This window comes from Methyloceanibacter sp. wino2 (assembly GCF_003071365.1).
Classification (GTDB): domain Bacteria; phylum Pseudomonadota; class Alphaproteobacteria; order Rhizobiales; family Methyloligellaceae; genus Methyloceanibacter.
In genome coordinates this window covers 2,679,848-2,696,106 of sequence record NZ_CP028960.1, presented here as the reverse complement: position 1 = coordinate 2,696,106, position 16,259 = coordinate 2,679,848, and the positions used below count along the sequence as shown (strand labels likewise).

The window sequence follows — 16,259 nt, the reverse complement described above, 5'->3', positions numbered from 1 at the left end:
CTTCAAGCAGCCCGGGCGCTGTGACCGCCAAACCCCAGCAGAGCATCGACGAGATCGCCGCCGCCATTCGTGGAGGGGACAGGGTGGCGCTGGGCCGCGCCATCACCTTGATCGAGAGCACGCGGCCCGAGGATCAAGTCCGGGCGCGGGAGCTGCTGAAGACGCTGCTGCCGGACACGGGCAAGGCGATCCGCATCGGCATCAGCGGCGTGCCGGGCGCAGGCAAGTCCACGCTCATCGATCAGTTCGGCCTGAATCTGATCGAGGCGGGACACAAAGTAGCCGTCCTCGCCGTGGACCCCACCTCGTCGCGCACGGGCGGCTCCATCCTCGGCGACAAGACGCGCATGGGACGGCTGGCCTCGGAGACGGACGCCTTTATTCGCCCCTCGCCCGCCGGGACCAGCCTCGGCGGCGTCACCAAGACCACCCGCGAGACCATCGCCATCGCCGAGGCCGCCGGGTTCGACGTGGTGCTGGTGGAGACCGTCGGCGTCGGCCAATCGGAGACGGCCGTCTCCAACATGGTCGACGTGTTCGTGGTCGTGGCCATTCCGGGCGCGGGCGACGAGCTGCAAGGCATCAAACGCGGCCTTCTGGAGCTTGCCGACATCATCGCCGTGAACAAGGCCGACAGCGACAACGTGGAACGCGCGAACCGCGCGGCCGCGGAGTATCGCGCGGCGCTGCACATTCTCGCCTCCGGCAACATCGCCTGGCAGCCGGCCGTGCTCACCATGTCGGCGCGCGACAACACCGGCCTCGATACGCTGTGGGAGAAGATCGGCGAATGCCGCAGCTCGCTCGCCAAGGCCGGCGTGCTCGACGAACGGCGCGCCGAGCAGGCCGCCACCTGGATGCGCGAGATCTTCGAGCAGCGCCTGCTCGCCGCCTTTAAGGGCGGCCGCCGCGCCGCGCGCGAGTATCAGGACATTGAGGACCAGGTGCGCGCGGGCACCATGAGCCCGGCCGAAGGGGCCGATGCGCTCGCCGGGCTCGTGGGGCTGAAGGACACCGAATAGCCGCAAGGCGGCTCAGCCGCTCGGGTCAACCACAAGTCCGATAAGCCCTTCCCTCAAGGGCTAAGCGGGGCTAAGCCTTCAGTCATGGCAGACGTCTCGTCAGACCCTTTGGCGCACGATTCGGCACGGCCACGCGTCCTCGTTACGGGCTTTGGCCCGTTTCCCGGCGTCGCCGAAAACCCTTCCGGCTGGCTGGCCGAACGGGTGGCCGCAACCGCACCCCCCACGGACTGCATGCTCTATCGCGCGGTGCTGCCGACCGAATGGACCGCGGTCGCGAGCCGCGCCGCCTATTTCCACCAGGCCATCCGGCCGCGCCTCATGATCCATTTCGGCGTCCAGACGCAAGCGTCGGAAATTCAGTTGGAGTGCAAGGCCCATAACGTGACCGAGCAGCGCCCGGACGCCGCCGGCGCCCATCCCGGACGCCCCGACGTGATTTCCGGCGGCGGCGACATGCTCGAAACCTGGCTGCCCGTCGATGCGCTCGTCGCGCGGCTGCAAGCCGAGAAATTCCCGGCCAGCGTCTCTCAGTCTTGCGGCCGTTATATCTGCAACGATCTCTATTTCCGCTCGCTCCATTGGGCGGAGCAGAACGGCAGCGACGCGCTCTTCGTGCACGTGCCGCAAACCCATGTCCTGAGCCTACACACTCTGCTGCAGGCGGCGGAAATGATCCTGCAGGAGGCGCTGCAGGCCGTGCAGCTGCAGAGCAAGTTCGAGGCGGGGCCGTTGGACACCCTGCCGCCGACGGACACGCCATGACCAACGCTCGGAAACCCGCCGGCCCCGGCGGCGACCTCCAGATCGGACGGCGGGACGCGCTGCTGGCAGGCCTCGGGACGGGTGTCGGCGCCGGCCTCGGCATGGTGGGCCCGCACGCGGCGCTGGCATACGATGGCTCCAGCAGCCGCGGCATCGTCCCGGCGGGCGGCGCGGTCTCGCAAACCGCAACGCTGCAACAGGCTGTCAACGATGCGGCCGCGAACGGCGAACCACTGTTCCTGCCCGCAGGCACCTACAAGACCGGCACGCTGACGCTTCCAGCCGGGACCCATGTGCATGGCGTTCCGGGACGGACGATTTTGAAATCGGACGGCGTACCGATCCTTGTCATGGAAGACGCCGACAATGTGCGCCTGTCGGGCCTGGTGCTTGACGGCGGCGGCGCACCGCTCGGCGACGACGGCGCGCTGATGACGGCGACCGGCGCGACCGGGCTCGATGTCTCCGCATGCCGCTTCCTCAATAGCGGTGGCGGCGGCGTGACCTTGCGCAAAACCTCGGGCCGCGTTTCGAACTGCACGTTCGGCAACATCACGAGCGCAGCCCTCTTCAGCGAAGACGCGGCCGGCCTCGAGATCAGCAGCAATCACATCCACGATTGCGGCGACAACGGCATCCTCGTCTGGCGCTCGGAGAAGGGCGACGACGGCACGCTCGTCACCGACAACCGCATCGAACGTATCGCCGCCAAGAGCGGGGGCAGCGGCCAGAACGGCAATGGCGTCAACGTGTTCCGGGCAGGCTCCGTACTCGTGACGCAGAACCGTATTTCCGACTGTGCCTATTCGGCCATCCGCAGCAATGCCGGTTCGAACTGCCAGATGGTGGCCAATTCCTGCTCACGGCTCGGGGAAGTCGCGCTCTACGCCGAGTTCGGGTTCGAAGGAGCGCTGATCGCCAACAACATCGTGGACACGGCCGCCACCGGCATCTCGGTGACCAATTTCAACGAGGGCGGCCGCCTCGCCGTGGTCCAGGGCAATATCGTCCGTAATCTGTTCTTCCGGAAGACGGGCGAAGCCCGAGGCAGCGGCATTGCCGTCGAGGCCGATACGACGGTCACCGCGAATGTCGTTGAGGGTGCGCCGGCCTACGGCATCATCGTGGGCTGGGGCGAGTACATGCGCGACGTGACCGTGACCGCCAACGTGGTGCGCAAGAGCCATATCGGGATCGGCGTCGCGGCAAGCGCCGGCGCAGGGGCCGCGCTCATCACCGATAACCTCATCGACGGCGCCCAGGACGGCGCCATCCGCGCCATGAAAGGCCCGACGCCGGTCGGCCCGGACCTCGCTTTGGAAAGCGCGGAATCCTACCCGAACCTCGCCGTGTACTCGAATGTCGTGCGCTAATCGGCGTGCCGTTCGGGCTCTGCCGCTTGGGACATCAATTCGGTGGGAACACCAGGCGCCTGCTTGGACGTCCGGATCACGAGCGAGGTCTTGACGCTCTCCACATTGGGCGCCGCCGTAAGATCGTGAATGATGAAGTCCTGAAACATCGTCAGGTCCGGCGCCACGCAGCGCAGCAGGAAGTCGATCTCGCCCGAAAGCATGTGACAGTCGCGAACCACGGGGCTGGCGGCGACCCACTTCTCGAAGGCGATCAGATCCGCCTCGGCCTGGCTGTGAAGCTTGATCATGGCGAAGGCGGACACGTCGAAGCCGAGCGCCCGATCGTTGAGCAGGACCGTAAAGCCCTTGATGATGCCCGCCTCTTCCAGCGCCCGGACACGGCGCAGGCAGGGCGGCGCGGAAATACCCACTTTGCGCGCCAGTTCGATGTTCGTGATGCGGCCGTCAGCCTGCAATTCACGCAAAATCAGCCAATCCGTGGAATCGAGGCGGGCGGCACGCATCGGGCCCCATGCTCCCTAGACGATCGCGGGCCCATCGCGGTAGAAGGCGCGATGGCAGGTCACTGACGTTCAGTTGGGAAGTTTTGCATACTTTTATGCCTCCCACACAATGGAATCGAAAAGAATTTGAGCATTTTCCATTCTGGAAATTCTCGTGAGCAGGATTTAAGGAAACCCATGCCGGAAACCTGGATCGTCACGGACGGCGCGGTGGGCATGGAGGCACAAGGCATTGCCGTCGCTGAAGCGGTAGGCCTGCCCTATGTCCTGAAGCGCGTGAAGCCCACCGGGCCGATGCAGCTGATTCCGACCCGTTTCCAGCACCTTGTGCCCGCGAAGGGCCGGATTTCAGCCTCGCAGTCGAACAGCCCGCTTGCCCCGCCCTGGCCGCGTCTGGTCATTTCGATCGGGCGGCGCAGCGTGCCGCTGGCCCTCGCCATCAAGCAGCTCGGCGGCGCCTACGGCGTCCACATCCAGAACCCCAAGGTCCCGGCACACTTCTTCGACCTCGTCGCCGCGCCCGTGCATGACGATTTCGAGGGGCCCAACGTGATCACCACCTTTGGGGCCGTCCACAGGGTGACCGCGGACAAGCTGGCCGAGGCCGGCGCGGGCTACGCACCGCGCATCGCCGACCTGCCCCACCCCCGCATCACCGTGCTTCTGGGCGGCGAGAGCCGCGCCTTCAGCTTCCCGCCCGAGGCAGGCGCACGATTTGGGGAGGTTTTGGCAGCGGCCGCCCGGGAAACCGGCGGATGCCTTCTGATCACGCCCTCGCGCCGCACGCGCCCCGACACACTGCGTGCCGTCGCCGACGCGGTCAAGGACGTGCCGCACGTGGTCTGGGACGGGACCGGCGAGAATCCCTATCTCGCATTTCTGTCGCTGGCGGATGCGATCGTCGTCACCGAGGACTCGGTCAACATGGTCACGGAGGCCACGGGTACGGGCAAGCCCGTCTACATTCAGCCTATGTCCGGACGCTCCGCGCGGCTGTCCCGATTCCATGTGTTGATGCGCGAACGCGGCGCCACCCGCCCCTTCGAAGGCCACGTCGACCCGTTCGACTATGCACCGGTCAACGACACCGAGGCCGTCGCCGCCCCGATCCGCGCGGTGCTCGGTCTTGATTCCAGAGGATAAAGACGTTGTGACACGGCACGGGTTGCGCCCGGGCGCGCAACTGCTTACCTCTCCCCTCCAACGCGACAAGCAGAGCCACAGCACATCCGAAAGGCAAAGCCCATGGGATCCCGCCACGAGAAGCTGATCATCATCGGCGCCGGTCCGGCCGGCTACACCGCGGCCATTTATGCGGCCCGCGCCATGCTGAAGCCGCTGCTGATCGAAGGCATCCAGCCCGGCGGGCAGATGACCATCACCACCGATGTGGAGAACTACCCGGGCTTCGCCGATGTGATCCAGGGACCCTGGCTCATGGAGCAGATGCGGGCGCAAGCCGAGCATGTAGGCACGGAGATCATTTCCGACATGGTGGTCGAGGCGGATCTGTCACAGCGCCCCTTTCGGCTGAAGGGCGACAGCGGCGAGGAGTACCTGGCCGACGCGCTCATCATTGCCACGGGCGCGAAAGCCCGGTGGCTCGGCCTTCCCTCCGAGGACAAGTTCCAGGGCTTCGGCGTTTCGGCCTGCGCCACCTGCGACGGCTTCTTCTATCGGGGCAAGAACGTCATCGTGGTCGGCGGCGGCAATACGGCCGTCGAGGAAGCGCTCTATCTCGCCAACCTCGCAGACAAGGTGACGCTCGTGCATCGCCGCGATGAGCTGCGGGCCGAGAAGATCCTGCAGGAGCGCCTGTTCAAGAACCCGAAGATCGACGTGCTTTGGGACCACAATCTGGTCGAGGTCATCGGCGCCGACGATCCTCTTGGTGTGACGCACGCTAAGCTCGCCAACGTCAAGACCGGCGATGAGACGACGATGGACATCGACGGCATCTTCATCGCCATCGGACACTCGCCCCAGACCGAGTTGTTCAAAGGCCAGTTGGAGCTGAAGACCGGCGGCTATATCCAGACCGCGCCCGGGTCCACGGCGACCAGCGTCGAGGGCGTGTTCGCGGCCGGTGACGTCACGGACGACGTGTACCGCCAGGCGGTGACGGCTGCCGGGATGGGATGCATGGCCGCGCTCGACGTGGAGCGGTACCTCGCGAGCGTCGAGGCCCACGCCGAAGCCGCCGAGTAACGGCTCTCAAGCGTTCTCAGAACCACACCGAAGCGACGCCGAACAGGCTCTCGCCCGCCACCAATCCTGCGGCCACGCTCAAGAGGAAACGCGCGGCCCAGTGGGGTGCGAATTTATGCGCGAGGGCGGCCAGCCCTGCGCCCGCGAACAGCATCAGCGATGTGCTCGCCGGGATCACGAAGGCGAGGCCCAGCGCCGCCCCGCTCGGCACGAAGATCAGACGTTTGGGATCCAGCCGGCGCTCGAGCAGCGCCAGCACCACGCCGAGCACCCCGCCGACGGCCATGGCCCAAAGCGCGGACGGGGCGATCCCGCCAAGTCCGTCGCTGAGGGCCTCCGCCACGGCCTTCCAAACGGCGACGGCGGGCGCGGGCCATTCCGGCGTGAACAGTTGCGTGGTCGGGTCCGGGATCAGCATGAGGTAGACGAGGCTACTGACGATGCTGCCGACCACAACGCCCGCGCACTGGGCCACGACCTGGCGCGCCGGATGCGCGCCGACCTCGTGACCCGCGCGAAAATCGTTGAGAAGGTCGGCCGACTGCCCCGCCGACCCGCCCGCCACATTGGCGGTCATGAGATTGGTGACGGGCTGGCCCGGCGCCATAGCCCCAAAGGTCAGCTGCGAGACCTTGCCGATCGCCCCGATCGGCGCGACCGACGTCTCCCCCACCACGCGCGCCGCCACCGTGGCCAACACGAAGGCCACGGGGATGGACGCAAGCGCCATGGTCCAATGCACCTCGAACAGGATCACCTGGAGCACGATGGCGAGCGCGGCCGCGACGGCAAACCCGGCGACCTGAAACCAGCCGTTCCCGGATGCGCGTGCGCGCGCCTGACCGTGCGGATGGTGCTTCGAGAACGCGAACAGCGAAGCGGCGAAACTTGTGAGACTGGCCGCGACCATCACGGCGACACCCGGCCAGAGTAGCCAGCCGACCAGCGGCTCGAACCAGCTTACCTGGCTTTCCGAGACCTGAACGATGCCGTGATCGATCAACACGGGCCCGATCAGCCCCCACGCGAGCAGCGCGCCGATCAGCAAGCCGAGTCCCGCCCGCAAGCCGATGATGCCGCCGAAGCCCAGCAGCAGCAGCGACGGGTCGAATACGAAGGTCAGCTTCGAAGCGGTCAGGGTGGGACCCATCCTCGGGATTTGCCAGACCAGCTTATCGAGCACGTTGAACAGGATCGCGCCCACCAGAGACGACATCAGGACCTTGACCCGCGACATCGCCTCGTCCGCATGGGCGAACATATCGCGCATGGTCTGCGCCGCCGCCATGCCGGCGGGAAACACGAGATCGGACTGCTCGATCATGCGCGGTCGCAGAAACCAGCCGATCCACACGCCGAGGAAGCTCACCGAGAACACCCAGACGATCAAAGGTAGCCAGGGCAGGTTCTCGCCCGTCATCGCCGCCAGTGCCGGGATCGGCGCGACAAGGCCGCTCGACGTGATGGCCGCGGCGGCCGAGGCGGTGGTCTGGTTGATGTTGCTTTCGAGCATGCCCCAGGACGGCCGCCGGAGAAGCCGCGTCACGGGCGCCCAAAACGCGAAGGCCAGCAGCAAGGCCGTGATCGACATGTTGAACGACCAGCCGATCTTCAGCCCTGAATAGACATTGCAGGGAGCCAGGAGCGCGCCGAGGATCAGGCCTGTGGCCAGCGCCCTTGGCGTTAGCTCTCTGGGTGCAGGCTCCCTCTGGGAGGAAGCGGCATCCGCCTTGGGCGCCGCACCCGCCGTCAAGCTGTCGTGAATCCCCGCCATTACTTCAGCTAACTGCCACGATCAGTTCACCATACCAAGCGAGAACCGGCCCGGAGGGCCCCAAAAGCGCGGTTTACGGGCCTTTGGAGGGGCCGCCCGGCAAGCGTTCCTTAAGGCCCCTGACATAGCTTTCGTGGCCGAATATGCTGTAATCTATGTCCTGTATCGCGTTGGGCTCAGGGCCCTTTGAAGAAGAGAGCCGGGCTGAAAGGGAACCCATGAATAAGAAACAAATGTTCGAATTTCCGACAGACATGCGTGACTTGGCTGAGAAGAACGTGGAGCAAGCGCGCGTGGCTTATGGCCAGTTCATGGAGTTCATGAGCCAAGCGATGAACGCTTGGTCCGCGTCCGGCGTGCCAGAGGCGAAGAACTTCAAGACGATTCAGGATCGCGCGATTGGCTTCGCCAAGGAAAACGCCGAGCGCTCGTTTGCGCTGGCGAGCGACATGGCCAAGGCCCACGATCTGCAGGAGGTCATGACGCTGCAGAGCCGCTACGTGCAAACGCAGATGCAGACCTTCGGCATCCAGGCGCAGCAATTGTCGTGGCTGATGGCGGACGCCCTGCAGAACATGCAGACGGGACGCCCGAAGCGCTAAGCGACACCGAACGCGCACATGGCCCCCTCGTGCGCCATGCCACGGCGCGGATGGTCACCCCCAATCCAAGGGTCTCCTACGTGCATGGCGCATCGGCCATGCACGCGCTGTCGTGCGCGCAAAATAACGCGCTGGAGACATCAGGCGCCGATTGCCAAGCGGCGAATCCGCACGCTACAACGGCTGCCGCGGGGAACGGAGCTTTGCTTGATAGGCTTGGGCGAATCGAGAACGCTCAGGCGGAGGACACTCAAGGACGGTGGCTCGGGACGGCTCTCGCCCGGTGCCTCCTGAACGATGGAAGGCCCTGATGGCGTACACCCGACTGATCGCGCTCGCGAGCGCCCTTCTTATTCTGGCCACCGCCCCGGCGCTCGCCGCGCGCTGCGGCAACAACGCCAACGGTTTCGAAGCGTGGAAACGATCCTTCGCACAGGAAGCCAAGGCCAACGGCATTGGCCAGCGCGGCATCAATGCGCTCATGGGCACCCGTTACGCCTACGGCACCATCAAGGCCGATCGCGGCCAGCACAGCTTCAAGCTGTCCCTGGACCAGTTCATGAAGAAGCGCGGCGCCTCCGCCATCGCTTCGCAAGGCAAGCGCTACAAGGCCTCGAACGCGGCCCTCTTCAATGCAATCGAGCGCCGGTACGGCGTACCGCCCGGACCGTTGATCGCGATCTGGGGCATGGAGACGGGCTTTGGACGCTACATGGGCCGCCAGAACACGATCTCGGCGGTCGCCACCCTCGCCTATGACTGCCGGCGTCCCGATTTCTTCCGCCCGCATCTTTACGCCGCCCTGCAGCTCGTCGACCGGGGCGCCTTGAGCCCGAGCCAGGTCGGCGCCATGCATGGCGAAGTGGGCCACACGCAGTTTCTGCCGCGCAACGTCCTACTCTATGGGGTCGACGGCAGTGGTGACGGCCGCGTCGATCTCAACAACAAGGCCGACGCGCTGGCCTCCACCGCCAACTTCCTGCGCGGTCACGGCTGGCGGCCCGGCGCCGGCTATCAGCCCGGTCAGCCGAACTATCGGGCGATCCAGGGCTGGAATGCCGCTGGCGTCTACCAACAGACGATCGCGATCGTCGGCGCCCAGATCGACGGCGGCTGATGGCCCGGAAGACGACTTCCAAGACCCGGAGTAGTTCGTCGACCCGCCGTCGGCCGACGCAGATGACGCGGCGGACGCTCATCAATCAGCTGGGGCGCGCAATCGCCCTGCTGCTCGTGCTGGGGCTGGTCTTGCTGCTCAACCGCTATTGCGGGATGGAGTCCGAGATGATCGGTCCGGGCGCGAAGCTCGTCGCCGTCGACGGGGACTCGTTGCGCGCCAGCAATGGTGAGGAGTATCGGATCTTCGCCATCGACGCGCCGGAGCTCCACCAGACCTGCACCGATGCCAAGGGCAAGGAATGGGCGTGCGGCCGCGCCGCGAAGACCGAACTCGCCAAGCTCATCAAGGGCGGCGAGGTCTCCTGCATCGAGAAGTCCACGGACAAATACGGCCGCAACATCGCCCAATGCAGCGCCAAGGGTGTACCGGATGTGGGCGAGGCCATGGTGCGCGAAGGACTTGCCATCGATCTCGGCCGGCAAACGGGCTTCGCCTATGCCGGTGCGGAAAGCGAGGCCCGCGCGGCCGGCAAGGGCATCTGGGCCGGCACCTTCCAGCGCCCCGGCGAATGGCGCGAGCAAAACCCGCGCACGAACTGACACCTGTCTCTGACGCGGACCGGGCGTGGCCACCTATGGCGTGGCGGCCGGCTTTGGCTTTTCCGTGAAGGTCCAGTAGCGCCCGCCATCGGTTTTCACCGGCGCGAGACGCGAACGCTTGTCCGGGCGTTTGCCTTCGAGAATGAGATCACGCAGATCGCCGAGCACCGTGTCGGAGTCCCCGTAATAGCCGTGGCCGACGAAGTCGGTGCGGATGGCGCTCGCATCGATCGTGTCGACGCCCGGCGCGATGATCACGCCGTCGGCCGTATCGCCCGCGCGCGGGTAGCCGGCAAAGGTCTTCGACGCCAGCAGCGCGTAGTCGCCCGAGGAGGCATAGAGCGTCGTCCCGCCCTCGCCTGCCAGGATCTTCGGCGCGATATCGCGCTTGAACGTGTCGGCGTCGATGTCGGGCGCCGCAAGAATGATCTCGTCGAACTTCTCGCGGATGCTCGGGTCTTCCAGCACGAGTTCCTTCAACGCGCCGGTCAGGACGCGCGTCCCCATGCTGTGGGCGATGAGATAGATGTGCTCCGCTCCGGACTGCGCGACGAAGTCCTTCAGGAAGTTCTTGAAGTCGAGCCGCGCCCACTCGGCGTTGGTCTCGTCCACCTTGTACGAGGCGTAGCTCGCTTGTGACGGCCAGCTGTAGAGCACCGGCGCCCCGCCGAAGCCGAGGTCGTAGGTGATCTGCGCTGTCCGCCGCGCGGCATCGACAAAGGCCACGTTATAGCCGTGCACGAAGACGAAGGCTGACTTTCGGTCCGAACTCTTCACGCGGGCCGCGACGTCTTCGAAGAATTTGGTCTTGTCGACCTCGTCCACCGAAAGCAGCACCACGAACTGGTCCGGATCGTTGCACCATTCCAGCCGCCAGATCGACGGCGTTTCGACCACGCCGACCTGATGACTGCGCGGAATGCTGACCGCCGCGACGCCGAATGTCAGCGGGCCCCTGTCGCCGCCATAGACGGAGGCCGGATCGGTTTTGCCGGTGTTCTTGCGGTCGGTGGCATAGAAGACCTTCACCACCGCGTAGGAGGTCTCCTGGCGCATATAGGCGTAGCGCCGCTTCTTCTTGCCTTCGAGCTTGCGCGCGGCGGCGAACGTCTTCTCCCCCTCCTTGGTGCGGCCCGCGGCCATGTAGACACCGGCCAGCGCCTCCATGGTCGCGATGGACTTTTCGTTGCGGGCGCCGTACGCGGCTTGCCGGATGGACAGCGCGCGCTTCATGGCACGCACGGCATCCTTGTAGCGCTTGGCGCTCTGATAGAGGTAGGCAAGCTGCTCGGCGCTGTCGGCCACCTCGACGCTGCGCGGGCCGAACGCGGCGACGCGGATCGCGAGAGCCTTTTTCAGCAGGGCCTCCGCCTTGCCGAGCTTGCCCTGCTGCTGGAACACGAACGCAGCTTCGACCAGCGCCGGCACCACGCCCGGCTGATCGGCGCCGTAGCGCTCCTTGGCCAGCGCGACGTAATGGTCGGCCAGACGGGCAGCTTCCGCATCCTTGCCCTTCGCTTGAAGCTCCTGAATTTCGAGCGGCAGCGCCTCAAGCATGCCGCGCCCGACCGCCTTGGCGCGGATGGCCTCCACCCGCAGCAGGAGCGGCTCGGCGTCCGCGAAACGGTCCTGCTGCTCGTAGAGCCCTACGAGATTGTTCAGGCTGGTCGCGACGAGGGGATGGTTAGGCCCATAGGCTTTCTCGCGGATCGCAAGCGCCTGCTTGAGCAGGGGCTCGGCGTCGGCGTAGCGCTGTTGCTGTTTATAGACCCAGCCGAGCCAGGTGAGCGCCGTGGCGTATTCGGGACTGTCCTTGCCGGTCTCAGCGCCCGCGTCCACCACATAGCGCTCAGCCAGCGCCTCGGCCTCATCCATCTTGGCACGGTCGGCGAGCGCAGGAATTTCGCGGCTGATCCCGGAAAAGTCCTCAGGCTCGCCCGCTTGCGCGGAGGTGCCTGAAGCGAAGAGGAAGGAAAGCGCGATCAGCGCCACGGCCAGGGGCACGGGCGCTGATCGCAGTGTTCTAGCAATCCGGCGGCTTAGCAAAGCCATTCAACTCTCCCAACCGGGAAGAGGATCGCCGGGCTGATCGTCTTACGCGGCTTTGGCGTAGTAGGACTTCAGCTGGTTCAACACGGTCGCCTTGTCGAACTCGGCGCCCATGGCGAGCATGGAGTCGGCGAAACGGCTGACGATCTCGGTGATCTGCTCCGGCGAAAGCTGGTTGAGGATACCGATACGGACCTGAACCGGCTCGGACAGGGTCGGCCAGATGCCGAAGCCCTGCGCACGTGCGCCCTGGACCAGCTCCTTCTCGCGACCGGCCAGCTTGCCCGGCAGGTTCAGCACCACGAGGCTCGGCATGTTCGACGTGACCTCGCAGCCCATGGCCTCGACGGCCTGGCGCAGCGCAGCCTCGTGATACTTGTAGTCCGACGCCTTACGGGCGCGGCCGTAGCCCAGGATGATGCGGAGCGCTTCATGGAACGCGGCAACCGCATAACCCGAATGGGTCTGGTGGTAGACGGGGGTGTCGACGTCCTTGCCGTCGATGATGCCCCAGTGACGCGCGTCCAGAATCGGATGATGGACGAAAGTGCGGCAGCCCCGCTTCTTGACCATCTCGATCGCCTTGTCGGTGAAGCTGACCGGCGCGTAAGTCAACGGCAGGGACAGCACGCCCTTCTGCGGACAAGACGCCCAGGCCACCACGCCCGGATAGTCGTCGATATTGAAATCGCCGACACCAAGGCTCGACACGGCATCGACGATACCCATGACACCGTGCTTCACGCAGGCGTCGGAGAAGCCCTTGAGGTCGTTGACGCGGCCCGAGCCCGTCTCCCAATGCGCCATGAAGGCCCACATGGGCTTGTGCTCGGCGAGCGCCTTGTCGATGGTTTCGGCGGAGATCGACTGGCCGTGCGGCGTATCGATGATCTTCACGCTGGCCGGCTTCGGGTCGAGCGAATTCTCGGCGAGTTCCTCCTGGGTGGCGGCCTTCATGCGAATGGTCAGGCCGTCGATGCTGGAGAACGTACCGTTGACGAACGCCACGACCTCGTCACCCGGAAGGATCAGGCTGTGTACGCAATCCAGACCGTCCCAGCCCGTGCCCGCAACGCCAAAGGTGTAGACATTCTTGGTGCCCCACAATTCGCGGAGCATCAGCTTCGCCTCCTTCATGCCGCGCAGCACGTCGGCTTGCATGTGGTCGGCGACGCCGGTCTTGGCGAAAGCCTCGAGCACGCGGGGATCCGTGTTGCCGGGCCCGGGGCCTGCGGCAAGTGTCTCCGGGATTACGAGAGCTGGAAATACAGTCATGGGATTACCCTCTGGAAGCTAACTGACATCAGACGAAAGTATAAGGCACCATCGTCTACCGGTATGGGAGACGCGGGGCAAGGCCCGGGGCCAAAATTTGGTAGCTCCAACCCTACCAGACGACCCAGAACGAATCACCCCGCCCGCCCTTGATTCAGCGCGATCAGGCGGCCTGATCGCGCCGGTGGGAGAGGACCTGATCGGCGGCTTTGCCCACCAATTCGGCCAAATGATCGTGCCGGGCCTGGAACGTCCCCACGCCCGCCGTCGCCGACCGCAATTCCACGATCAGGGTCTGGATTTCGGCTTCGGGGATATGGGCCTGGACCACATCCCAGCCCGGCCAGCCCGGACGGGCGTCGAAGCCGAGAATCTGGCCGCGGTGCGAGGAGACGATGGAATTGACCCTTGGGGTCGCCTCCGATGGAACCGCGATCTCCACGGCCATGATCGGCTCCAGCAGCACCGGCTGGCACTGCGGCATCCCCTCGGCCATCGCCAGCCGGCCGGCCTGGCGGAACGCCATGTCGGAGCTGTCGACCGAGTGGTAGGAGCCGTCCACCAGGCACACCGCCACGTCAACCACCTGGAACCCCAGCGGCCCCGTGTGCAGATAGTCGCGCACACCGTGTTCGACGGACGGGATGTAGTTCTTCGGTACCACGCCGCCGGTGATGGTCTCGGCGAAGGTGAAACCGCTCCCGCGCGGTTGCGGCTTGATGTCGAGCACCACGTCGCCGAACTGGCCGTGGCCGCCCGACTGCTTCTTGTGGCGCCCGCGCACCTGCGCCGGCTTCCGGATCGACTCCTTGTAGGGAACCTCCCGCGGATAGGTCGAGGCCGCCGCCCCGTATTTGCGGATCAGGCGTTCCAGGGCGACGCGCAAATGCATCTCCCCCTGCCCCCACAAGATCATCTGACCCATGTCCTGATCGTGGGCGACGGAGATCGACGGATCCTCCTCGACGATCTTGGCGAGGCCCGTGGTCAACTTCACCTCGTCCTTCTTCTCCTTGGCCACGAGTGCCAAGCCGAAAACGGGCTCGGGCATGACCGCCCGGTCGATCGACGGGACTGCGGCCTTGTCGGTCGACAAGGTGTCGCCGGTCTGCACGCTTTCGAGCCGCCCGAAGGCGACTGTGTCACCCGGCTTACCCGGCCCGCGCTTGACCGGCTCCTGACCCAGAACATCGAAGGTCCCGGCGATACGCTCCTCGGCCGCGCCGCCGAAGACCGCGTCCCCGTCGGCGAAGGTGCCGGCGAGAATCCGCGCGAGCGACAGCTTGCCCGCATGAGCCGTATGGATCGTCTTCATCACGAATGCGCAGGACGCCGCATCCGCGACGCCGAGCCGGGCCGCCGCGACGTCGACGAACGGCACCTCGTGGCGAAGCGCCTTGAGGAGCCGGGCAATCCCGTTGCCGTTCTCCGCCGACCCCAACAGCACGGGACAGATCACGCCTTCGCGCAGGTCTTCCGCCAAGTCGTCGAAGACCTTGTCGCGCGGCGGCGGCACATCCTCGAGAAGCTGCTCCATCAGCTCGTCGTCGTAATCGGCAAGCTGCTCCAGCATCGAGAAGCGCGCCTCCTGCTCCCGGTCGGTGAGCGCGTCAGGGATGTCGACCACCTTGGACGGTGCGTGCTCCCGATAGACGTGAGCGCGCTCCAGGGCGAGATCGATGAAGCCCGTGACGATGCCGCTCTCCCAGATCGGCACCTGGCGCAGCACCAGCGGCGCGGTCGACGCGGGCTGCAGCATCGGCACGATGTCGCGCACGCGCGTCTCGGCCTTGTCGATCTTGTTCAGGAACAGGAAGTGGGGGATGCCCCGGTCCTCGAGCTGCTTCAGGATCAGCTGCAGGGCCGGTACCTTCTTCTCGTCCGGCTCGCACACCACGACCGCCGCATCGCAGGCGCTAAGCACATTGGCGGCATCGGCCTGGAACTCGATCGAGCCCGGGCAGTCGAGAAATGTGAATGTGTCGCCGAGAAATTCGACTGTGGCGGCGTTGAGCTCCACGCTCATGCCGTGATGGCGGGCCTCTTCCGAGGCGTCTCCGACCGTGTTGCCGGCCGCCGCCGAACCTTGCCTCTTGATGGCGTCGGTCCGCGCCAGAATGGCTTCAAGAAGTGTTGTTTTTCCGCTGAGATAGGGGCCAACCAGTGCGATGCAGCGAGCGCTGCGGGCTGGTTGGCCCTGCGCTTGGCCCATATCTTCCTCCCTTGGCAAAACGCGCAAGGTGGGCCGATTTTTTCCGGCCCTTCGTCCTTCCGCGAGCCTTCACGACGCCATCGTGACAAGGGAAATCCGGTCTGGCAAGGGCCCCGTCTTCAACTCCCCCAAATGACCCCTCGCCTCTTCTGATCCACTCGCTGAGACAGTATGGTGTCGCCGAAAGCTGCCGGGAGTTCCTCATGCGTCTTGTCACCGCCTTCGTGCTGTTGATTGTTCTCTGGTTGTCGCCGCTCTTCACCGGCCAGGACCGGGCCGCGGCCTTCTCCGCGCCGTCCCAGCCGGGCAAAACCCTTGTCCAACGGGCGAAGATCGTGTGCGGCGACGACGGCACAGGATATCGCTGCCGCAGCGAAGGCGGCGCCATCCGGCGCGGGAAGATGCCGGACATTCCGGACAGCGGCAAACCGAGCGCGCCGAGCAGCGGATCGTCCGGCGGCCTGTGGGGCGGTGGCGGCCTGTTGGGCGGCGGATCGCTCTGGGGCGGCAACAAAAACGAGGCCCCGGCAGCCGCGCCATCCGGCGGTGCGGGCAGCGCGGCGGCAGGCGGCTGCCCTCCGAACTCCGAAATGCTCGGCGGCCATTGCATCCCCTACAAGCAAACCTGCAGCCGCGGACTGGCCGCGAACGCCCCGCCGCAGTCCTGCCGCAGCGCGCAGGAGAAGCTCGTGTGCGATTTCCGCGCCGACGGGCTGAAGGACTGCTGCTGCCGCATCTACAGCCAGAACTGACG

General features: G+C 65.8%; 14 protein-coding genes. 9 read left to right on the top strand and 5 right to left on the bottom strand.

The genetic code is table 11. The annotated features are described in order from the left end of the window. The first annotated feature begins 20 nt into the window (after positions 1-20). The 3 genes from meaB to DCY11_RS12750 all read left to right on the top strand — a co-directional run bounded on the left by meaB (position 21) and on the right by DCY11_RS12750 (position 3,160). Positions 21-1,022, top strand: a complete 1,002-nt coding sequence (gene meaB, locus DCY11_RS12760) for a methylmalonyl Co-A mutase-associated GTPase MeaB (protein WP_245409370.1) — start codon at positions 21-23, stop codon at positions 1,020-1,022. A gap of 84 nt (positions 1,023-1,106) precedes the next feature. After that, positions 1,107-1,787 (top strand): pyroglutamyl-peptidase I, encoded by a 681-nt coding sequence (locus DCY11_RS12755; protein ID WP_108683197.1) that lies wholly within the window; start codon positions 1,107-1,109, stop codon positions 1,785-1,787. Further along, complete coding sequence (locus tag DCY11_RS12750; RefSeq protein ID WP_108683196.1) at positions 1,784-3,160, top strand: TIGR03808 family TAT-translocated repetitive protein; 1,377 nt, start codon at positions 1,784-1,786, stop codon at positions 3,158-3,160. Before DCY11_RS12755 ends, DCY11_RS12750 begins: the two co-directional genes overlap by 4 nt. Here the strand turns inward: DCY11_RS12750 and DCY11_RS12745 are convergent. Beyond that, positions 3,157-3,666 (bottom strand): Lrp/AsnC family transcriptional regulator, encoded by a 510-nt coding sequence (locus DCY11_RS12745; RefSeq protein WP_108683195.1) that lies wholly within the window; start codon positions 3,664-3,666, stop codon positions 3,157-3,159. The genes DCY11_RS12750 and DCY11_RS12745 overlap by 4 nt on opposite strands. Positions 3,667-3,843: 177 nt before the next feature. On the opposite strand from DCY11_RS12745, the gene DCY11_RS12740 reads away from it, so the two are divergent. Continuing rightward, positions 3,844-4,809 (top strand): mitochondrial fission ELM1 family protein, encoded by a 966-nt coding sequence (locus DCY11_RS12740; RefSeq protein WP_108683194.1) that lies wholly within the window; start codon positions 3,844-3,846, stop codon positions 4,807-4,809. Between the two features lie 102 nt (positions 4,810-4,911). Continuing rightward, positions 4,912-5,874: a thioredoxin-disulfide reductase gene (gene trxB, locus DCY11_RS12735; protein WP_108683193.1), complete on the top strand. Its 963-nt coding sequence runs from the start codon at positions 4,912-4,914 to the stop codon at positions 5,872-5,874. A 16-nt stretch (positions 5,875-5,890) separates the two neighbouring features. Here trxB and DCY11_RS12730 read toward each other — a convergent pair whose 3' ends face one another. Then, positions 5,891-7,648 carry an OPT family oligopeptide transporter gene (locus DCY11_RS12730; RefSeq protein ID WP_108683192.1) on the bottom strand — a complete coding sequence of 586 codons (1,758 nt, stop codon included), beginning with the start codon at positions 7,646-7,648 and terminating at the stop codon, positions 5,891-5,893. Between the two features lie 218 nt (positions 7,649-7,866). On the opposite strand from DCY11_RS12730, the gene DCY11_RS12725 reads away from it, so the two are divergent. The 3 genes from DCY11_RS12725 (at position 7,867) to DCY11_RS12715 (ending at position 9,969) form a co-directional block, all read left to right on the top strand. Next, the gene (locus DCY11_RS12725; RefSeq protein WP_069443387.1) at positions 7,867-8,250 is read left to right on the top strand and encodes a phasin family protein; all 384 of its coding nucleotides are present in this window, start codon (positions 7,867-7,869) and stop codon (positions 8,248-8,250) included. A 310-nt stretch (positions 8,251-8,560) separates the two neighbouring features. After that, positions 8,561-9,367: a lytic transglycosylase domain-containing protein gene (locus DCY11_RS12720; RefSeq protein ID WP_108683190.1), complete on the top strand. Its 807-nt coding sequence runs from the start codon at positions 8,561-8,563 to the stop codon at positions 9,365-9,367. A gap of 62 nt (positions 9,368-9,429) precedes the next feature. Continuing rightward, the gene (locus DCY11_RS12715; protein WP_245409369.1) at positions 9,430-9,969 is read left to right on the top strand and encodes a thermonuclease family protein; all 540 of its coding nucleotides are present in this window, start codon (positions 9,430-9,432) and stop codon (positions 9,967-9,969) included. A gap of 33 nt (positions 9,970-10,002) precedes the next feature. Here the strand turns inward: DCY11_RS12715 and DCY11_RS12710 are convergent, their stop codons facing one another. From DCY11_RS12710 to DCY11_RS12700, 3 genes are all read right to left on the bottom strand, one after another. Then, positions 10,003-12,021 (bottom strand): alpha/beta fold hydrolase, encoded by a 2,019-nt coding sequence (locus DCY11_RS12710; protein ID WP_108683189.1) that lies wholly within the window; start codon positions 12,019-12,021, stop codon positions 10,003-10,005. Positions 12,022-12,063: 42 nt separating this feature from the next. Beyond that, positions 12,064-13,293, bottom strand: a complete 1,230-nt coding sequence (locus DCY11_RS12705) for an aminotransferase class V-fold PLP-dependent enzyme (RefSeq protein WP_069443384.1) — start codon at positions 13,291-13,293, stop codon at positions 12,064-12,066. A gap of 163 nt (positions 13,294-13,456) precedes the next feature. Beyond that, positions 13,457-15,505 (bottom strand): elongation factor G, encoded by a 2,049-nt coding sequence (locus tag DCY11_RS12700; RefSeq protein ID WP_108683188.1) that lies wholly within the window; start codon positions 15,503-15,505, stop codon positions 13,457-13,459. A 203-nt stretch (positions 15,506-15,708) separates the two neighbouring features. Here DCY11_RS12700 and DCY11_RS12695 point away from each other — a divergent pair, with 203 nt between their 5' ends. Further along, positions 15,709-16,257 carry a hypothetical protein gene (locus tag DCY11_RS12695; RefSeq protein ID WP_108683187.1) on the top strand — a complete coding sequence of 183 codons (549 nt, stop codon included), beginning with the start codon at positions 15,709-15,711 and terminating at the stop codon, positions 16,255-16,257. Positions 16,258-16,259: the final 2 nt, after the last annotated feature.

Coding starts and splice junctions, on each gene's coding strand:
- DCY11_RS12755 (WP_108683197.1), top strand. CDS start 1,107: ATGGCAGACGTCTCGTCAGACCCTTTGGCGCACGATTCGGCACGGCCA.
- DCY11_RS12750 (WP_108683196.1), top strand. CDS start 1,784: ATGACCAACGCTCGGAAACCCGCCGGCCCCGGCGGCGACCTCCAGATC.
- DCY11_RS12745 (WP_108683195.1), bottom strand. CDS start 3,666: ATGCGTGCCGCCCGCCTCGATTCCACGGATTGGCTGATTTTGCGTGAA.
- DCY11_RS12740 (WP_108683194.1), top strand. CDS start 3,844: ATGCCGGAAACCTGGATCGTCACGGACGGCGCGGTGGGCATGGAGGCA.
- trxB (WP_108683193.1), top strand. CDS start 4,912: ATGGGATCCCGCCACGAGAAGCTGATCATCATCGGCGCCGGTCCGGCC.
- DCY11_RS12730 (WP_108683192.1), bottom strand. CDS start 7,648: ATGGCGGGGATTCACGACAGCTTGACGGCGGGTGCGGCGCCCAAGGCG.
- DCY11_RS12725 (WP_069443387.1), top strand. CDS start 7,867: ATGAATAAGAAACAAATGTTCGAATTTCCGACAGACATGCGTGACTTG.
- DCY11_RS12720 (WP_108683190.1), top strand. CDS start 8,561: ATGGCGTACACCCGACTGATCGCGCTCGCGAGCGCCCTTCTTATTCTG.
- DCY11_RS12715 (WP_245409369.1), top strand. CDS start 9,430: ATGACGCGGCGGACGCTCATCAATCAGCTGGGGCGCGCAATCGCCCTG.
- DCY11_RS12710 (WP_108683189.1), bottom strand. CDS start 12,021: ATGGCTTTGCTAAGCCGCCGGATTGCTAGAACACTGCGATCAGCGCCC.
- DCY11_RS12705 (WP_069443384.1), bottom strand. CDS start 13,293: ATGACTGTATTTCCAGCTCTCGTAATCCCGGAGACACTTGCCGCAGGC.
- DCY11_RS12700 (WP_108683188.1), bottom strand. CDS start 15,505: ATGGGCCAAGCGCAGGGCCAACCAGCCCGCAGCGCTCGCTGCATCGCA.
- DCY11_RS12695 (WP_108683187.1), top strand. CDS start 15,709: ATGCGTCTTGTCACCGCCTTCGTGCTGTTGATTGTTCTCTGGTTGTCG.